Below are 19,196 nucleotides of genomic sequence, written 5' to 3'. Positions count from 1 at the left end.
AGAACAAGATTTGTCCCATAAGAAAATATATTGAAATGGTTATTTTTATCGGAATAAAAAACTACATTTAAAGAAAAAGTCAGCATTTAAATCCAACTTAAGAAAAATATCAAAATCAATCACCAACTAGACTTCAATTTACAGATGTATATTTTTTATTGATTATCATCAAAAAAAGATTTATCACACAAAGAAAGAGAATAATCCTACAAGGAATTAGGAATTACATTACTTTAATTACAATGCATAGTCCCATAAATCTTATATAAAATACGCCATTCGTGTTCTATGAACACAAGATTAATTCTTGATATTTCTCTATTTTAAAGATAAAAAAACATGGATGGGTGATAAGAGAAAAGAATAATATCAGCGAACCTTACCAAATCATCAGTACCGTAGACGTAATCTGGATGGTGTTTACTTATTCCTACTCATCATTTTTATCTAGTGTATCGCATCAGACTATGGGCACACATCACCTAATAAAATAGTGCTAAGCGAGTATGCCCAGAGGAATTTAATCCAGCCAGTCAGCGAGGATCTGCTGCGTCGTTTTTACTGTGATACGGTTCCCCGGAATGGACAGCTCAGACCAAACCTCATTATGTTGCGCGATAAGCTGCTGAGCCGTGGCATATTTCCGGTCCGCAGTGGTATGGGCATCAGAAGCGATGGTCAGAGCATACCCTTTACTGGCGGCAATTTTGATGGTGGTATCAACACAGTAATCCGTGGCACAACCACAAATAGTCAGATGAGTAGCCCCTAGCTGGGCAATAATAGTGTCGAGCGAGGTAAGATAAAACGAATCACACGCTGTTTTGGTAACAGAAATAGCATTCTGCGGGTAATGTAATTCCGGTAGCAGTTGCCACAATTCACTCCCTTGTGTCATTTCATCTTCTGCATGCTGTATGAAAATGACTTGGTCAGCATGGTCGATCAACTGATTAATACGAACGACGCGACCTTCACGATCAAAACGTGGATTAGCAAAAACCCCATTTTGCATATCAATGACAATAACAACATGTTCTCTGGTCACCGCCAACCTCTACAATGTATGTGGACCCGCTGTTAAGCTACAAAGGCCTTAGGGGAAAAGCCTATGCTAAGTTAAAGATCCTGACTTACACAATGGCCTAATCATACAAAACCTAATGAAAAACAACTTGATCTCGACCACCATTCTTCGCTCGGTAGAGTGCTTTGTCGGCTGACTTAATCGCATCATCAAATGAGGTGTCTTTAACATATAAAGCTGCACCGATAGATATCGTAATGTTGAGAGAGTGGTTGTCCGGTGTAATAAACAGCGTATCGCGGATATGTGTAGTTATCCGCACCAAGATCTCACTGGCAATTCTGTTATCTGCGGTATGTATTAACAGCAAAAATTCTTCACCGCCATACCGCGCCAGAAAATCATTTCCTCTAATCACTGACGTTAGTTCCTGGGCGATATCATATAAAATTTTATCACCGGCAGAATGTCCATGATTATCATTAACCCTTTTAAAAAAATCTATATCAATCAAAGCAATAAAGCAGTCCTTATGCGTTTCTCTAAAATTATCCAAATGGTGATTAATACTGAATCTATTAGGTAATTTAGTCAGTTGATCCGTCGAAGATTGGAATTGCAAAATAGAGAATTTACTAAACGTTTTTTGAAAGCGGCTAAAAATAAAATAGAGTATCGAGAGTAAAATAATGCTCATCGCGGATTTAAATATTGAACGGGGAAGGTATCCTAAAGAGATTAGCCGTTCAAAATTCAAAGCAATATTTATACATTGTGGAATGAAAACCGAAAGGAAAAAAGTAGCATATCTTTTATTATCCCAAATTTTTAGCGCTATAGATAAAAACATGAAAGACATAATGAAAATATCATAAAATGGCGATAATCCAAATACAAATACCGCATGGATAGCATAGCTTATCAATAAGGGGATTGGGCCAAAAATTAATGCTGTCAGGACAATAGGACTAATGATTAACCCATAGAGTGTCGCACTGGTTTGGTTATGAAAATCAGCAAGATAGGTTGCAGTAAAACCGGCAATCACGCCCATTAGAATTTTATAATGTAACTGATTAGGTTTTTGTCTGGTAATAATATAAAGATAAGGTAATGATATGCAAAGATAGATAATACAGACCGCATTAAAGGAACTTGTCAAAACACTCTGCATCAATTGAAACATAATATAATCTTCTACACTTAATGAACTCGGCTATAGAGACAGGTAGCCAAGTAAACAGAAAAAGGAAAGTTATAACGTATGCGGATAGGTTTCCTTTAATTTTGCGTATTTTCACCATAAAGGAGCGAACTATATCGTAAAAATAATAATTTATAAATAATTATATTTCTCTTAGTCATTTCATTTGCATAACGTAAACTTAATATCACTTACGCCAGATATTATCCCTCGTCATAAGGAGTATAAACAGGATTTAATAATTTAAAAAAAACTCGAGAGTGGCAAGAAAAACATCTATTATTACAGCCACGAGGAAATAAAAAACCAGCCGCTAAGCTGGTTATTATTATTCTATCGATTGTTAAGATTTGCCGTTAAGTCGTTTATTTTTTTAGTTGCAATGTTGTCATGCAGGTTTGGCTTTCAGCTTGGGTCGCAAAAGGTGATACAGCTTTGAGGCCTTGATAACTCACTTCGATAGTCCCTTCAGTATTGCGTGGCAACCACACACCAATAAAACCATTCTGATAGCTGGTCAGTGTATCTTGCAGGATAACTTTCCCGGCTTTATCGGTAATTTTCACATCAAATGCGGTATTCGCCAATTCACCACGACAGCCAGACAAACTGTGATTGAAGCATGGGTGAGTTTGGTTTACATAGGGGGCGAATGAGAGATAGAACTTATCACCCAAGGGAAAAGAATACCGCTGTTGTTCATCGGATAAGGTGAGTTCCGCACTCGTTACCGAAGCTGAATATGCCAAAGGGCGTTCTTGTTTGGATTGATCGATGGTCTCAATCATTTGCTCAGTAGTTTTTCCCGCTAAGCCATGTTGAGTCAAAAATTCCGTTTGTGTCGTCGCCGCGGCGAAATGGCTAAAAGTGACTGCAGCTAAAGCAACAATAGCCAGTCGGGCTGTTGTTGCAAATGTCTTTTTCACTGTCATGGTATCCTTCCAGTAAGAGGAAATGTTCTAGATAAGTTGGAATAATGACTGATAATCTAAACCCTCCCCTTGGGGGAGGGTCAAAGACAGATTTGAATAGAAAGGTAAACCATTGTATAGAAATGAATTTTATTGATATAAATCAAATTAACACTCTGACGTACCCCTCAAAACTGATTAATTAATATCAGGATGTTGAGCGATAAGATTCTTTCTCTTTTTCTCAAGTTCGGCTATTTCTTGATCAATATCATCAATGTTGTGTTCGATATGATCATGGTGTTCCTGCAATATCTCTCTGGCCTCCGCCCGATCAGACGCGGCTGGCGTCGCCCCTTTCAGTGGCATATTGGCAGTCTCTTTCATAAATATTCCAGTAACCAAACCAATAACCGCCACCACCATTAAGTAATAAGCGGGCATAAACAGATTTTGCGTTGTTTCAACCAACCACGCTGCGGCCGTTGGTGTCAGCCCTGCAACCAACACCGACACATTAAATGCGATAGCTAATGCGCTGTAGCGGATATGGGTTGGGAACATTGCGGGTAATATTGAGGCCATCACCCCCGTAAAACAGTTAAGCAAAATAGCCAGGATCAACAAACCACAAAATATCAAACCGATGATGCCGCTATTAATCAAAATAAAGCTGGGAATAGCGAGAATAAACAGCCCAATACTGCCACAAATAACAAAAGGTCTACGGCCGAATTTATCGCTCATTAATCCCATCACAGGCTGAACGAATAACATACCCAGCATGATTGCAATGATAATCAATACACCATGATCTTCAGAATAATGCAGACTATGGGATAGGTAGCTTGGCATGTAGGTCAGTAGCATGTAATAAGTGACGTTGGTGGCAATAACCATCCCGACACAGATAATCAGGCTTTTCCATTGTTTGGTTAAAATCTCACGGAAAGAAACCTTAGGTGGCTCGGCAATATTGTGGCGTGAATCATTATCAATTTTATCGACGTGCTGTTGAAAGGTCGGTGTCTCTTCAAGTGCATGACGCAAATAGATACCGATTAATCCTAATGGCGCAGCAACGAAGAACGGAATACGCCATCCCCACTCAAGGAAACTGGCTTCACCCACAATGCTGGAAATAAGCAGAACGACTCCAGCGCCTAATACGAAACCTGCAATGGAACCAAAATCCAACCAACTACCAAGAAAACCACGTTTTCTATCGGGTGAATATTCAGCCACAAAAATAGCGGCTCCGGTATATTCGCCACCAACCGAAAAACCCTGTGCCAGTTTTGCCAATAACAATAATATCGGTGCCCAAATACCTATCGAGGCATAAGAGGGAATCAGACCAATACAGAAGGTACTGACCGACATAATAATGATGGTGACGGACAGTACTTTTTGCCGCCCATATTTATCACCTAACGCACCAAAGAATAAGCCACCAAGGGGCCGAACCAAGAAAGGAACGGAAAAAGTCGCCAGCGCAGCAATCATCTGAATACCGGGATCAGCACCGGGGAAAAATACCTGACCAAGTGCAAAAGCGACAAAACCATACACCCCGAAATCGAACCACTCCATGGCGTTGCCCAACGCCGCTGCGGTGATTGCCTTCTTCAGTTTGGCATCATCAATGATTGTAATATCATTGAGTTGCATAGGTTTAACACTCTTTCTTCGTAGTCCCATTGTTTCTTCCTTATGTTCCCAATAGCTCCACTGCATAAAGCATGAAAATGATGACGCGGAGTAATACCTGTTAAAAAATTCAAATTTAGTGAGATATTTATAAGAATAGTTGTAAAGCGAGGCGATGTGTAGGATAGAGCGGCCTGCAACATTTAGATAGAATAACTTAACATTATCCAAAATACATGTTAAAAGTCGAATTAAAAGCACAAAAAATAGCAATTTCCGCCATTAAATAGTAAACATCCAGACATATATACTGCTCATGTTATCAGTGGGTAAATTGGCCTTACCCGCCCGTGCAATGCCGAGTTATCGCTTTCGTCCTTAAGCTGCACCCCCGATAAATGCCGTTGGAAAGATTGCTCCAACAACCAGGCTAACTTAAAAGCCGCCTGAGGATAATCCAAACCCTCTGGCCGGATATTAGAAATACAATTGCGCTCGGACTCCAACCGCCGCGTGTTCGGCCCCCAAGTCATATAAACCCCCAAACTATCCGGGGAAGAAAGCCCCGGCCTTTCACCAATCAACATGACAACCGCTTTGGCTTGTAAACACTCCCCTGCATCATCCCCTAATGCTACCCGTGATTGATGAGCCAACACTATCGGGGCCAGTGATAAGCCGAGCGTTTGCAAATAAGGTCGTAAGGCCATCACCAAAGGAATTGCCTGCCGGTGTACCGCTTTTGATGACAGACCGTCACCAATAACCAACAGGATGTCGGCTTGCTTATCAGGCCATGCACACAACTGTTCACGGCTTTGCGACGATAGCTTTCGGCCAAGATCCGGGCGGCGCAGATAAGTTGCACGATCTGGCGCAGCACTGTTGACGGTAAGTGTCCGTAATCCTGAATCTGCCAGTTGATTAGCAAGACCGTCACTGATAAACGGCTGATGCACAGCATCACGTGCCTGTGCATGTGCCAAACCAAATTTCAACAGCTCTTCAGTCGGCAAGCTTGCTCCTGTACGGCCAAGAGCAATGCGCGCCGCAGTAAACTGACGCAAAGCCGCCCACGAATTGCGATGTAACACCCCGTTTATTATCTCATTTCCGCTCATCAGAATGCCCCCATAGGTGGCAACTGTGCTAATAACGGATGATTGGCCGCGGTATCACGCAAGCGCCCCTGAGCATCCATAATATTCATTTTCTCTAGCCACAGACCAAACTCTGGTGCATGTTTCAGACCGAGCAATTGCCGGATATACAACGCATCATGAAACGACGTACTTTGATAATTAAGCATGATGTCATCAGCTCCCGGCACCCCCATCATAAAGGTCAGTCCAGCGGTCCCCAGTAAGGTCAGCAAGGTATCCATATCATCCTGATCCGCCTCAGCATGGTTGGTATAGCAGACATCACAACCGAGTGGGACACCCAGTAACTTGCCACAGAAATGGTCTTCCAAACCGGCACGGATAATCTGCTTACCATCATAAAGATATTCTGGCCCGATAAACCCGACGACAGTATTAGTCAGTAACGGTGAGAAGCAGCGAGCAATCGCATAAGCACGCGCTTCGCAGGTTTGTTGATCAACCCCGAAATGAGCATTACCGGAGAGACAACTGCCCTGCCCAGTTTCAAAATACATCACATTGTCACCGACAGTGCCTCGCTTGAGGCTCAATGCCGCACAGTGTGCTTCTTCCAACAAAGCCAGATTGATGCCAAAACCGGCATTTGCAGCTTCACTGCCCGCGATAGACTGGAACACTAAATCAACCGGTGCTCCGCGTTCAATCAACTTAATCGTGTTAGTAACATGCGTTAATACGCAGGATTGAGTGGGGATCTCAAAGCGGCTTATCACGTCATCCAGCATATAATTAAGTTTTTCTAACAATGGCAAGCTGTCACTGGCGGGATTGATGCCAATCACAGCATCACCGCTGCCATACAGCAGGCCGTCAAGCATGCTGGCGGCGATACCCGGCAAACTGTCCGTGGGGTGATTGGGTTGTAGCCGCACACTTAAGTGGCCGGCAAGGCCAATAGTGTTACGGAATCGGGTAATAACACGGCATTTTTTCGCCACCAGAATCAAATCCTGATTACGCATTATTTTACTTACCGCGGCGGCCATTTCTGGGGTGATACCAGCACTGACTTGCGCTAGCGTCACACTGTCGGCCTGCTCGCTGAGTAACCAGTCACGAAAATCGCCGACGGTCAGATGCGCTATTGGCGCAAAAGCCTGCGGGTCGTGGCTATCAATAATCAGCCGTGTGACTTCATCCTGCTCATAAGGAATCAGCATTTGCTGTAAAAACGTTTTTAGCGGCAGATCTGCCAGCGTCATACGGGCAGCCATGCGTTCTTCAGCACTTTCTGCCGCAACGCCCGCCAGATAATCGCCCGAACGTGCCGGTGAAGCTTTAGCCATCAAATCGCGTAAATCGCCAAAGTGGTAACTACGATGGCTCAGTGTTGTCTGGTACATACTGCGTCCCTTAGTTGTTCAGGCTGCATAAACAGCCTGAACAATGATGACATTAATAGCAAGAATGGATCACTCGGCAGCACTGAGCTGTGGATCAAATGCGGCAGTAGCGCGTGAACGGTGGGTAAGACGAAAATAAATATAACCGACCAACATCATTCCAGCGAATATCAGAGCCAGCAGCGGGTTGTAATAGATCATCGCAATCAGACAGAAAACCGCCAAAACTAACGCCAATGCTGGCGCAAACGGATAGAACGGCGCGGAGAATGGGCGAGTCAGGCGTGGCTCTGTTTGTCGCAGTTTGAATAATGACAACATTGAGATGATATACATCACGATGGCACCAAACACCGACATAGTGACAATATTTGCCGTCAGTGGCATGCCGCCAATAATAATCAACGAGTCAGAAAAAATAGCACCAATCCCGACAACACCACCAGCCAAAATAGCCAGGTGTGGGGTACGGAAACGGCGGTTTACTTTGGCCAGCGGCTTAGGTAAATAACCGGCGCGGGCCAAGGCAAAAATCTGGCGGGAATAGCCCATAATGATGCCATGGAACGAGGCTATCAGACCAAACAGCCCAAGCCATACCAGCATGTGTAACCAACCGCTGTCGCTGCCAACGATAATTTTCATTGCTTGTGGCAGTGGGTCGTTGATATTAGATAGCTTAGTCCAGTCGCCCACCCCACCGGCAAATACCATCACACCTAATGCCAGTAGCACTAAGGTCAAAATACCGCCAATAAAGGCGCGCGGAATGGTACGTTGTGGCTCTTTTGCTTCCTCTGCAGCCATCGAAGCCCCTTCAATCGCCAAAAAGAACCAGATAGCAAAGGGAATAGCGGCAAAAATCCCCGATAATGACCCGATACTGAATGTATCCGCGCCAGCCCAACCGCCTCTGACAAAGTTACTGATTTCAAAGCCTGGTGCGACCACGCCCATAAATACCAGCAACTCAAAAATGGCCAATATCGTCACCAACAGTTCGAAGGTTGCAGCAATACTGACACCCAGAATATTCAATGACATAAATATCAGATAGGCCCCAACCGCCACCCACTTTGGGTCAACTGCGGGGAATTGAACATTAATATAGGCACCAATTGCCATGGCAATGGCGGGAGGAGCAAATACAAACTCAATCAACGTCGCAAGACCAGCAATAAAGCCACCCGTTGGGCCAAAAGCGCGGTGAGCGTAAGCAAACGGCCCTCCGGCATGAGGAATAGCGGTGGTTAATTCGGTAAAACTAAAAATAAATGCCGTGTACATCGCGGCCACACCCAGAGCGGTAAACAGGAACCCTAAGGTGCCCGCTTGCGCCCATCCGTAGCTCCAACCAAAATACTCGCCGGAAATCACCAACCCGACGGCAATACCCCATAATTGAAAACTGCCCAACGTACGTTTTAATTCCGGTGCTTGTTTCGCCTGTGACATACCTTATCCCTATCAAAGAAATTTAATGGTAATAGTGCGGTCTATGGCTAAAGCAATGTTTGTACCAAATGCTAGATAACCGCTGAACAACGGAAATACCCGCACTTTAAGTAATGGGAAAAGGAGATGTAACGGGAGATAGCACTGTATGTGCGCTTTCCCCGCACTTTTTAGAGGCAAATGCACGAAGATGCAGCACCGCGAGGAAGGTACGCCTCATCCAGTCAAAAAACATCGTTTTGCTGCTGGGAGTACAGCACTCACTTTAATTTTCACAAATAATGCATTACGCAATGCCACAAACAAGACGAAAATCACAAAATAAATAATTTATTAAAATTAAATATTTGTGATTAACTTCAAATTTAGACTATTGCATTTTTATACAAATACTAATTTATATAAAATAATTGTGATCACAGTTACTGTTTTTCAGTGTTTGCATTTCATTAGTATCACAGATCACATTTTTTCATCGATTTGATTAAGCGCGTCGTCAAGAATAAGCTCAATTTCAGTTAATGCCCACGAGAATGAATTAATGGGTCGCCAAGATAAAATAATAATATAAGGACTCCCTATGCAGGCGCTTATCGATTTCTTTCCTGAAAATAGTATTGCGATATATCCTTCCGCCGAGCATTGGGAACACGCTATTGATTTATCAATGGCAAGCCTAATCGATAATCATGCGGTTAAACCTGAATATAGTCAGGCGATCAAAGATGCCACACGTGAGATAGGGCCTTATTATATTTTGGCACCAGAAATAGCTATGCCGCATGCCCGCCCTGAAAATGGCGTGAACCACACCGCACTCAGCCTGACATTGCTGCGTAAAGGCGTGATTTTCGACGCTGACAGTGAACCGGTAAAATTACTAATAGGCCTGGCAGCAAAAGATTCAGACTCCCATATTTATGCTATTCAGGCATTAAGTGAAATGTTCTGTGACGATGAATCTATTACATCATTACTGAATGCAGCCAACACCGAAAATATAAAAGATATCCTTAAGCGTTATTAACCTATTCCGATAATACAATAACAAGGAATTAATATGGCTAATAAATCAATACGCGCCAAAGTACAATCCTTTGGCGGTTTTCTAACAGCAATGGTAATACCTAATATTGGGGCTTTTATTGCATGGGGGTTTATCACTGCATTATTTATCCCGACTGGATGGACGCCGAACGAACACTTCGGCAAGTTGGTCGGCCCGATGATTACCTACCTGCTACCGTTAATGATTGGTTCTACCGGTGGGCATTTGATTGGGGGTAAACGCGGGGCCGTGATGGGCGGTATTGGCACTATGGGGGTTATTGTTGGTGCTGATATTCCGATGTTTATCGGCGCGATGGTGATGGGGCCACTAGGGGGTTATTTAATTAAACATATCGATAAGCGATTGGAGAAACACATTCCAGCCGGTTTCGAGATGGTAATTAATAATTTCTCCCTCGGTATCAGCGGCATGTTGCTCTGCCTACTGGCCTATGAAGTGATCGGCCCGGCGGTGATGGAGGCGAATAATCTGGTCAAACAAGGCATCGAAGCACTGGTGTCTACTGGCTTCTTACCCCTACTGGCGGTGATTAATGAACCTGCCAAAGTGCTGTTCCTGAATAATGCCATCGACCAGGGAATCTATTACCCACTGGGAATGCAGGAAACTGCTATCCACGGCAAATCAATTTACTTTATGGTCGCCTCAAATCCAGGGCCAGGGTTAGGTATTCTGCTGGCTTTCTCACTATTTGGCAAAGGTATGAGTAAGAAGTCAGCACCCGGCGCGATGATTATTCATTTCCTCGGCGGTATCCACGAGCTCTATTTCCCTTATGTTCTTATGAAACCACTGATGATCATTGCCATGATCGCCGGTGCCATGAGTGGCATATATGTCTTTGAATTATTAGGTGCTGGCCTGGTTGCAGGTCCGAGTCCTGGTTCTATCTTCGCGTATCTGGCATTAACCCCTCGCGGTGGTTTCCTAGCTACCTGTGCGGGTGTCTTTACCGGTACTGCAGTTTCGTTCTTGGTGGGTTCCATCATCTTGAAAATGGACAAAGCCACCAGCGAAGAGAGCTTTGAAGAGTCGCAAACCGCCATGAAGAATCTAAAAGCCGAGGGCATATTGGCCAATCACCTCAACAATGATCATCCGGTACGGTTGATAGCCTTTGTCTGCGATGCCGGGATGGGGTCCAGCGCCATGGGAGCAACCACGTTTAGAAAAAAACTGGAGAAAGCCGGTTACCCGATTGCGGTAAAACATTACGCCATCGAAAACATTCCAACCGATGCTGACATCATTGTTACCCACGCCAGCCTTGAAGGCAGAGCACAGGGCGTGACGGACAAGCCATTGATTCTAATTAAAAATTATCTTGGCGACCAGGCTCTGGATATTTTATTCGAGCAATTGACTACAAGTGATAAGCCAAAGGAATCAGTATGAAAACGAAAGTGGCTGCAATATACGGTAAGCAAGATGTCCGCCTACGTGAGTTTGAATTACCCCCGATCAGCGATGACGAATTACTGGTTAGCGTCATTTCCGACAGCGTCTGCCTGTCGACTTACAAAGCAGCTTTGCTGGGTAGTGAGCACAAACGAGTACCGGGTGATGTGGCGCAACACCCTGCCATTACTGGCCATGAATGTGCGGGGGTCATTGTTGAAGTCGGTAAGAATTTAGCCACCCGCTATCGTGCTGGTGAACGTTTTGTGTTGCAACCTGCGATGGGGCTACCCAGTGGCTATTCAGCAGGTTACAGCTACGAATATTTTGGCGGTAACGCCACCTACATGATTATTCCCAAGCTGGCTATTGATCTCGGCTGTGTACTGCCTTATCACGGCAACTATTTTGCCGCCGCATCGCTGGCTGAACCGATGTGTTGCATTATTGGAGCCTATCACGCCAGTTATCACACCACACAATATGTTTATGAACACCGCATGGGCATTAAGCCCGGCGGTAATCTGGCCCTATTGGCTTGTGCCGGGCCAATGGGAATGGGGGCTATCGATTATGCCATCAACGGTGATATCAAACCGGCCCGCGTGGTGGTGGTAGATATAGATGAAGTCCGTCTGGCTCGTGCTGAGCAACTACTACCAAGAAAACAGGCAGCAGATAAAGGTATCGAACTGATTTACATCAACAGCAGCAAGCTGGATAACCCCATCGATACATTACGTCAACTCACGGGGAATCAGGGTTTTGATGATGTATTTGTCTACGCAGCTGTGCCAGCAGTCATTGAATTGGGTGATGATTTGCTGGCAGAAGATGGTTGCCTGAACTTCTTTGCCGGCCCGACAGATAAGCACTTTAAAGTGCCGTTTAACTTCTATCACGTCCACTACTCCAGTACGCATATTGTCGGTACTTCTGGTGGCTCTACCGGTGACATGGAAGAGGCACTTACGCTTTCTGCCCAGCGACGCATACAACCCTCTTTTATGATTACTCATATTGGCGGTCTGGATGCTGTACCTGAAACGGTGCTCAACCTCCCCCATATACCGGGTGGCAAGAAACTGATTTATAACGGCATTACCATGCCCCTCACCGCCATTGACGATTTTGCCGAACGAGGTAAAACGGATCCATTATTTGCGCAATTAGCCGAACTGGTCGCCGAAACTCATGGGGTCTGGAATGAAAAAGCAGAACACTATCTGTTAGCGCACTTTAACGTGGATATCGGAGTCGAGAGTGAAAACACTGGCATATGATATTTTCCGCACCACCGAACAAGCAGCAATGGCGGCCTGGCCACTGCTCGGCTGCGGTAACAAAAACCTTATTGATGGCGTTGCCGTCAGCGCCATGCGCGAGGCCTTAAATCAGATGACGATGCAAGGAAGCATTGTTATCGGAGAAGGCGAAATTGACCATGCGCCGATGCTGTATATTGGCGAACAACTCGGTGCCGGTGGACCACCTGTTGATATTGCTGTTGATCCTATTGAAGGTACCCGCATGGTCGCGATGGGGCAAGCCAATGCGCTGGCTGTGATTGCTTTTGCCCCACGAGGGATGTTGTTACATGCGCCTGATATGTATATGCGAAAATTAGTGGTAGGTGCACAAGCCAAAGGTTCCATTGACTTGCGCCGTTCACTGGCAGAAAACCTGCGCTGTGTGGCGGCTAAGTTAAACAAACCTTTAAATACGTTACGCATGATTACCCTCGACAAACCGCGCCATCAGCAGGCTATCGAACAGGCCAATGCACTCGGTGTTAAAGTTTATGCTATTGCGGACGGCGATGTGGCCGCCAGCCTGATGACCTGCTTATCCAACGGGCAGGCCGATGTGATGTATTGCATCGGCGGCGCACCTGAAGGCGTTATCTCGGCCTGTGCCATTCGTGCTTTGGGCGGCGATATGCAAGCTGAATTGATCGACTTTTGTCAGGCCAAAGGGGAAAGCGTGACGAATCGGGATATTGCCCTCACGGAGCACCAACGCTGCCAGCAAATGGGGGTTAACCTTAATCAGGTCTATTCTCTGACCGAATTGGTGCGCTCCGGGCAGATTATTTTTTCCGCAACCGGCATCACTCAGGGTGATATCGTCACCGGTATTAAGGAAAAAAATGGGGGCCAACTTCAAACCCAAACACTTTTGATTAACGGGCTGGATAACACCTGTAATATCATCAACTCCCTCCACTATCGATAATGGTGTTAAGGGTAGGATGACTGCATTAACTGAAGATGACGTACTCGAAAGGCTCGCCAGCCCTGAAAATCTCAATGATTTTCTGCTGAATGCCAATGAGATCTTATTTCAGGGTATTAAAAGCCTTCTGCCCTATTTATTTATCAATAATGATGAAGATATTCAGGAATACGCCGTCAAGCCTTTATTAGCCAAGTCAGGCCCACTGGACAGTCTGGATGTTTCTTTGCGCTTAATTTATGCGTTGGGGCAAATAACAAAAGCGGTTTATGCCGATATTTTGTTATTTTCTCAGCTCAGTGAGCATTTGCAGAAAACCGGAGATATTACTGAGTTTCATGACGATATCGTTTATGAATTTATGGGTAATCTCAATGCCGTGACCCAGAATAAAACCTTATTTCAAATGATTGAAAAGATGAAGTTTTCTGACTTCACCATTTTTAATCAGACCCGCTACGGGAATATGGTGAAAACCGGGCTGACGTTGGCAGTGACGTCATTATTACAGGAACTGACTTATGAGAGTGGAACTTAACATTAATGGGCTACAGAACAGCGCGCATTTTCCCGACCGCGATATTACTCATCTGCATCTGCCACTATTAGCCTCACTGTCTCAGCAACAACAGCAGCTTCAGCGCCGCATGGTGGTTTTTTTATGCGCGCCACCCGGTACCGGTAAATCCACCCTCGCCACATTTTGGCAATGGATTTCCCAACGTGACACCACTCTAACACCGGTACAATGTCTGCCTATGGACGGCTTTCACCACTACAATCACTACCTTGATGCCCACCAGTTACGCAGTAAAAAGGGAGCACCAGAAACCTTTGATTTGCCTAAGCTACGTCAGGCTATCCACAGCTTGCAGCAACCTGGAGCGACCTGGCCTGCCTATGACCGCCGGTTACATGACCCGGTTGAAGATGCCATTATTGTCGACGCACCGATTATCGTGCTGGAGGGCAATTGGTTATTACTGCAACAACCCGGTTGGCAGCAGTTGAAAGCACTGGCTGATTACACTATTTATATTAATGCCGCCCCAGAATTACTGCGGGATCGCCTGATTGAGCGCAAGATCCGTGGCGGTTTATCGCCACAACAGGCCGAGGATTTTTACCTCGCCACTGACGGCCCTAATGTGTTCAAGGTATTGCAGTTCAGCCAGCCCGCCGACTGTCATTTAGTGATGGATAGCGATATGAGTTACCACAAAGCCTGAGCCACAATAAGGAAAAACCCGCCAGCGGCGGGTTTTCACTTTTACACATCGGCTCAAGGTTGCGGGTCGCTGCCAGAATCCTCTTTGCGGGTTTTCACCCATTCTCGCAGTCGCTGAATATGCAGATACAGTGCGGGAATAAACAGTATCCCTACCGCAGTGGCCATCAACATGCCACCAAACACGGTGATACCGATAATTTGACGGCTCATCGCCCCGGCTCCACTGGCAAAAACCAGTGGCATCACCCCGAGGATAAACGAAATAGCAGTCATCATAACCGCACGAAAACGCTGCTTAGCACCTTCCTGTGCCGCATCACGGATACTCGCGCCCTCTTCTCTGCGGGCTTTAGAGAATTCGACGATCAAAATCGCATTCTTAGCTGCCAGCCCTATCAGCAACACTAAGCCGATTTGCGCGTACACATCGTTGGCAAACCCCATTGTCGCCAGCCCTGCTACCGCCCCGCCTACGGCAAACACCACCGAGAGGATAACCACCAGCGGAATACTCCAACTCTCATATTGGGCGACTAAAAACAGATAGGCAAAGACCAATGCAGCAAGATAGATAAACACCACTTGCCCGCCGGTTTGCTGCTCCTGCCACGACATTCCGCTCCAGCTATAGCTGTAACCTGACGGTAAATTCTGTGCCAATAACGACTCCATCGCCGCCATTGCCTGACCAGAGCTGGCACCATCAGCCGCAGAACCGCTGATGGCTACCGAAGGGAACTGGTTGAAATTACTGATAAAGGGCGCACCCACCGAGGGAGTTAACGTCACCAGATTTGCCAGACTGACCAATGCACCATTGTCACTGCGCACATTCAGACTATTTATCTGCGCGGTGCGCTGGCGGAAATCCATATCATTTTGTAATTGCACCCGGAACATACGGTTATTCAGGGTGAAATCTCCCGCATTCATCCCCCCAAGTGACGTTTGCAAGGTTTGGAAGATTCGGCTGACCGGTACCTGTAGCAGCGCGGCGCGGTCACGATCGATACTCAGATTAGTTTCAGGCACCGAAGCGCTGAAGGTGGTAAATACACGGCTGAGTTTCGGGTCCTGATTAGCGGCAAAAATAATTCCCTGGCTCACCTGCGCCAACTCTTGCGGTGACTGGCCTAACAGCGCCTGAATACGTAAATCAAATCCAGAAGCACTGCCCAACCCGGCAATAGCCGGTGGGTTTACTGCCATGATCATCGCCGAAGGGATAGCGGCCAAATTGGTCTGAATACTGGCCAGCACGCGATCAATATGAGGCCGTTGCCCCCAAGGTTTTAGCATCACAATGGCAAATCCGGCATTGGGCGAGTTGTTGCCGCTAAGCAAACTGAAGCCAGTGATTTTTATCACATCCTCGACGGCATCATTATCAGTAACCACTTGATACATCTGGTCCATCACCGTCTGAGTCCGATTAAGCGAAGCCCCATCTGGTAGTTGTAAACTGACAAAGAAGTACCCCTGATCTTCCTCCGGCAGGAACGAGGTGGGTAAACGCGTGTAACCCCACCAGGTTGCCAGCCCCACCAGCAGTAGCGCGGCGATACTGAATACCGCTCGGCTACTGATACGGCTGGTCAATGAAACATAACCGTCGCGGGCGCGTTCAAGCCCACGATTAATACCGCCGAACAGACCGGTATCTGCCAATGTGCGCCGTTTCAGCAATACCGCACACAGCGCCGGACTTAAGGTTAATGCATTGATACTGGATAAAATCACCGCCGCCGACAGTGTTACCGCAAACTGCCGGTATAGCTCACCGATAATCCCTGGCAAAATGGCAATCGGCACGAATACCGCCATCAGTACCAGGGTGGTTGCGATAATCGGCCCGGCAATTTGAGTCATTGCCTGTCTGGTTGCTTGCGCCGGTGACAGATCAGGGTCATTCGATAATAAGCGCTCGACGTTTTCCACCACCACAATAGCGTCATCAACCACAATGGTTAGCGCCAGAATAATGGCAAACAGGCTCAGGGTATTGGCCGAATAACCAAAGATATACAGTACAGCGAAGGTGCCGAGCAGGGAGACCGGAATGGTAAGCGCGACGATAAAAGTCGCCCGCATACTTTGCAAAAACAGATACACCACCGCCAATACCACAATTAAGGTTAACGTCAGTGACACTGCGATTTCATGCAATGTTGCGGTAACCGGCAGGGTGGAGTCGTAATTGATTTCATACGTCAGGTCTGGCGGGAAAGAGGCTGATAGCCGAGCCATTTCATCCCGTACCCCATTAGCCACATTTAACGCGTTGGCACCCGGTACCGGATAAACTACTAAAAATGCCGATTCAGCCTGGTTTTGCGCCGCACTGACCTGATAGTTCTGCGCCCCCAGCGCCACGCGAGCAACATCACCTAACCGAATCATGCCGCCCTGAGGATTGCTACGAATAATCACATTAGCAAACTGTTGTGGGTCCGTTAGCCGCCCTTGTCCACTGATGGTCAGGGTTTGCTGCTGACCGGGCACCGACGGTGATGAGCCAATCTGCCCGGCAGCCGCCTGTACGTTCTGCTGTTGTAATGCTGCGACAATATCCTGCACGCTGACATTCAGTGATTCCATCCGTTGCGGATTGAGCCAAACCCGCATGCTGTAATCACGCGCGCCAAATACCTGCACATCGCCGACACCATTGATACGCGCAATGGCATCACGCAACTGAATACTGGTGTAATTGCTGACAAACAGCGCATCATGGGTTTGTTTCGGTGAAAAAACACTGACTCCCAGCAACAAGTTAGAGGCCCGTTTGCGCACGGAAATACCGTTTTCATTCACCTCCGCCGGCAGCTGAGCACTCACCTGAGAAATGCGGTTTTGCACCTCAACCGCCGCCATATCGGGGTCGGTACCACTGGCAAAGGTAATACTTAACTGATAACTGCCGTTATTAGCACTGGTCGATTCCATATACAGCATATTGCTGACACCGTTGACCTGCGCTTCCAGTGGTGAGGCCACGGCTTGTGCAACATCGCGGGCACTGGCTCCGGGGTAGACGGCACTCACGGAAACCACCGGTGGCGTAATATCAGGATATTGTTCCACCGGAATCACATACAACGACACCCAGCCAACAATGGTTATCACCAGTGCAATAACAATGGCAAACTTGGGCCGACGGATAAAGAAATGCAGCATCTGGCCTTCCCCTTAATTTACTGTCAGTGGTGTAGCAACGCTGGCGCTAACCGTCATCCCTGGCCGGACATGTTGTAGCCCTGCCACAATCACTCGTTCGCCCACTTTCAGCCCGTCAGTCACTTCATATTGTTGTTCAAACTGCTCACCCAACGTCACTTGCCGCACATCGACCTGATCTTTATCGTTCACCACCAAAACAAAGTGTCCCTGCTTATTCTGCTGCAATGCGGCAATCGGTATGACAGTAACCGGTTTTGCCATTTCTGCTGCCAGCGACACATTCACCACCCCACCGGGCAGTAATAAATGCCGTGGATTGGCAAAACGGGTACGCAGGGTAACGGTACCGGTCTGTTTATCAATTTGATTATCAACGGACTCAAAAACGCCGAGTTCCGGGTACTGCTTACCATTCGCCAGTTGAATACGAGGAGTAAAGTTGCCAAACGGCAATGTGCTGCTGTCCGCAGAGGGACCTGTAACCGACAACTGATAGGTTGCTGTAATGTAATCTCGTTCATTCACTGCGATAGCTACCCGAATCGGATCAAGTTGGACAATATTGACCAACGTGCCGCTGGCAGGATTAATTAGGCTACCGACATTAAAACGGCTGTGACCAATCTGACCGGTTATCGGCGCGTAAATACGGGTAAAACTGAGCTGTAATTGCTGGATTTGCAGGTTCGCCTGCGCCTGAGCTACCGCCGCGCGGCTGATATCGCGCTGCGCTTGTGCTTCGTCAACTTCCGCCTGGCTGACCGAGCGATTACTTCCCAAACGCTGTAAGCGGGTGAGGTTCACCTGAGCATGATTAGCACTGGCAGTCGCACTGTCTAACTGCGCCTGGGCCTGCGTTACTGCGGCCTGATGCAACGCGGGATCAATTTCATACAATAGAGAGCCCTGCTTGACCATCTGCCCTTCGGTAAACAACCGCGCAGCAATAAACCCTTCGGTGCGGGTCGTCACATCCACCGACTGAATCGCCTCCACGCGCCCCAAATACTGTAACGCAGTATCCGGTGTGATTGAGGTTACGACCGAAACAGTAACCGCAGGCAGCGGTGCTGCTGCAAAAACCTGATGTGTCACAAGACTCAACAGCAAGAGCAAATTCAGCCGAGTCCGTAGGATTCGTGGCACGTAATTGATTAGCGTGGACCAAACCAAATTCAGTGTAACCATGGTCATTCCTTACTCTCGGCAAAAAGTGATAATTTCATAAAGAGCGCGCAACCTTTTGCGGGCCAAAGAGAAGGTAACGTATTACACCTATAATGATAAGAGACTAAGATTATATTCATGTTAGTTTATATTTCTT

Annotated in this window: 15 protein-coding genes; 6 read left to right on the top strand and 9 right to left on the bottom strand. The window is 46.6% G+C overall.

Features of this window, described 5'->3' with window-relative positions; genetic code table 11:
* Positions 1–520: 520 nt before the first annotated feature.
* The 7 genes from V1955_RS02935 to eat all read right to left on the bottom strand — a co-directional run bounded on the left by V1955_RS02935 (position 521) and on the right by eat (position 8,756).
* Positions 521–1,048 (bottom strand): isochorismatase family protein, encoded by a 528-nt coding sequence (locus V1955_RS02935; protein ID WP_083162507.1) that lies wholly within the window; start codon positions 1,046–1,048, stop codon positions 521–523.
* 112 nt (positions 1,049–1,160) lie between these two features.
* Positions 1,161–2,213 carry a GGDEF domain-containing protein gene (locus V1955_RS02930; protein WP_227746581.1) on the bottom strand — a complete coding sequence of 351 codons (1,053 nt, stop codon included), beginning with the start codon at positions 2,211–2,213 and terminating at the stop codon, positions 1,161–1,163.
* Positions 2,214–2,596: 383 nt separating this feature from the next.
* A complete protein-coding gene (gene cueP / locus V1955_RS02925) occupies positions 2,597–3,157 on the bottom strand; it encodes a copper-binding periplasmic metallochaperone CueP (protein WP_193784774.1) in 561 nt (186 codons plus the stop codon).
* Between the two features lie 183 nt (positions 3,158–3,340).
* Positions 3,341–4,843: a glycine betaine/L-proline transporter ProP gene (proP, locus tag V1955_RS02920; protein WP_083162503.1), complete on the bottom strand. Its 1,503-nt coding sequence runs from the start codon at positions 4,841–4,843 to the stop codon at positions 3,341–3,343.
* 263 nt (positions 4,844–5,106) lie between these two features.
* Entirely contained in the window at positions 5,107–5,913 is an 807-nt protein-coding gene (eutC, locus tag V1955_RS02915; protein WP_420073807.1) for an ethanolamine ammonia-lyase subunit EutC, read from the bottom strand.
* Entirely contained in the window at positions 5,913–7,301 is a 1,389-nt protein-coding gene (locus tag V1955_RS02910; RefSeq protein WP_442820498.1) for an ethanolamine ammonia-lyase subunit EutB, read from the bottom strand. Before V1955_RS02910 ends, eutC begins: the two co-directional genes overlap by 1 nt.
* Positions 7,302–7,370: 69 nt before the next feature.
* The gene (gene eat / locus V1955_RS02905; RefSeq protein WP_442820497.1) at positions 7,371–8,756 is read right to left on the bottom strand and encodes an ethanolamine permease; all 1,386 of its coding nucleotides are present in this window, start codon (positions 8,754–8,756) and stop codon (positions 7,371–7,373) included.
* Positions 8,757–9,336: 580 nt separating this feature from the next.
* Here eat and V1955_RS02900 point away from each other — a divergent pair.
* Genes V1955_RS02900 through V1955_RS02875 form a run of 6 tightly spaced genes read left to right on the top strand, consistent with a single transcriptional unit; the run spans position 9,337 to position 14,690 of the window.
* The gene (locus tag V1955_RS02900; protein WP_442820496.1) at positions 9,337–9,783 is read left to right on the top strand and encodes a PTS sugar transporter subunit IIA; all 447 of its coding nucleotides are present in this window, start codon (positions 9,337–9,339) and stop codon (positions 9,781–9,783) included.
* Between the two features lie 33 nt (positions 9,784–9,816).
* The gene (locus tag V1955_RS02895; RefSeq protein WP_102970533.1) at positions 9,817–11,223 is read left to right on the top strand and encodes a PTS mannitol transporter subunit IICB; all 1,407 of its coding nucleotides are present in this window, start codon (positions 9,817–9,819) and stop codon (positions 11,221–11,223) included.
* On the top strand, positions 11,220–12,509 hold the full coding sequence (locus tag V1955_RS02890) for a zinc-binding dehydrogenase (RefSeq protein WP_372569640.1): 1,290 nt from the start codon (positions 11,220–11,222) through the stop codon (positions 12,507–12,509). Before V1955_RS02895 ends, V1955_RS02890 begins: the two co-directional genes overlap by 4 nt.
* Before the next feature lie 28 nt (positions 12,510–12,537).
* Positions 12,538–13,461 (top strand): class II fructose-bisphosphatase, encoded by a 924-nt coding sequence (gene glpX, locus V1955_RS02885; protein ID WP_372569916.1) that lies wholly within the window; start codon positions 12,538–12,540, stop codon positions 13,459–13,461.
* Positions 13,462–13,477: 16 nt separating this feature from the next.
* Positions 13,478–13,999 carry an MltR family transcriptional regulator gene (locus V1955_RS02880; RefSeq protein WP_083162489.1) on the top strand — a complete coding sequence of 174 codons (522 nt, stop codon included), beginning with the start codon at positions 13,478–13,480 and terminating at the stop codon, positions 13,997–13,999.
* Positions 13,983–14,690: a nucleoside/nucleotide kinase family protein gene (locus V1955_RS02875; protein ID WP_442820495.1), complete on the top strand. Its 708-nt coding sequence runs from the start codon at positions 13,983–13,985 to the stop codon at positions 14,688–14,690. The genes V1955_RS02880 and V1955_RS02875 overlap by 17 nt, the downstream gene beginning before the upstream one ends.
* Before the next feature lie 53 nt (positions 14,691–14,743).
* On the opposite strand, the gene V1955_RS02870 is transcribed toward V1955_RS02875, so the two are convergent.
* Together V1955_RS02870 and V1955_RS02865 are read right to left on the bottom strand one after the other, a co-directional pair.
* Complete coding sequence (locus V1955_RS02870; protein WP_442820494.1) at positions 14,744–17,869, bottom strand: efflux RND transporter permease subunit; 3,126 nt, start codon at positions 17,867–17,869, stop codon at positions 14,744–14,746.
* 12 nt (positions 17,870–17,881) lie between these two features.
* Complete coding sequence (locus V1955_RS02865) at positions 17,882–19,060, bottom strand: efflux RND transporter periplasmic adaptor subunit (protein ID WP_442820493.1); 1,179 nt, start codon at positions 19,058–19,060, stop codon at positions 17,882–17,884.
* Positions 19,061–19,196: the final 136 nt, after the last annotated feature.

It is taken from the genome of Yersinia sp. 2545 StPb PI, from assembly GCF_052217125.1.
GTDB lineage: Bacteria > Pseudomonadota > Gammaproteobacteria > Enterobacterales > Enterobacteriaceae > Yersinia > Yersinia enterocolitica_E.
Note: the sequence above shows the minus strand (reverse complement) of the source record. Positions and strands in the feature narration are given on the sequence as shown.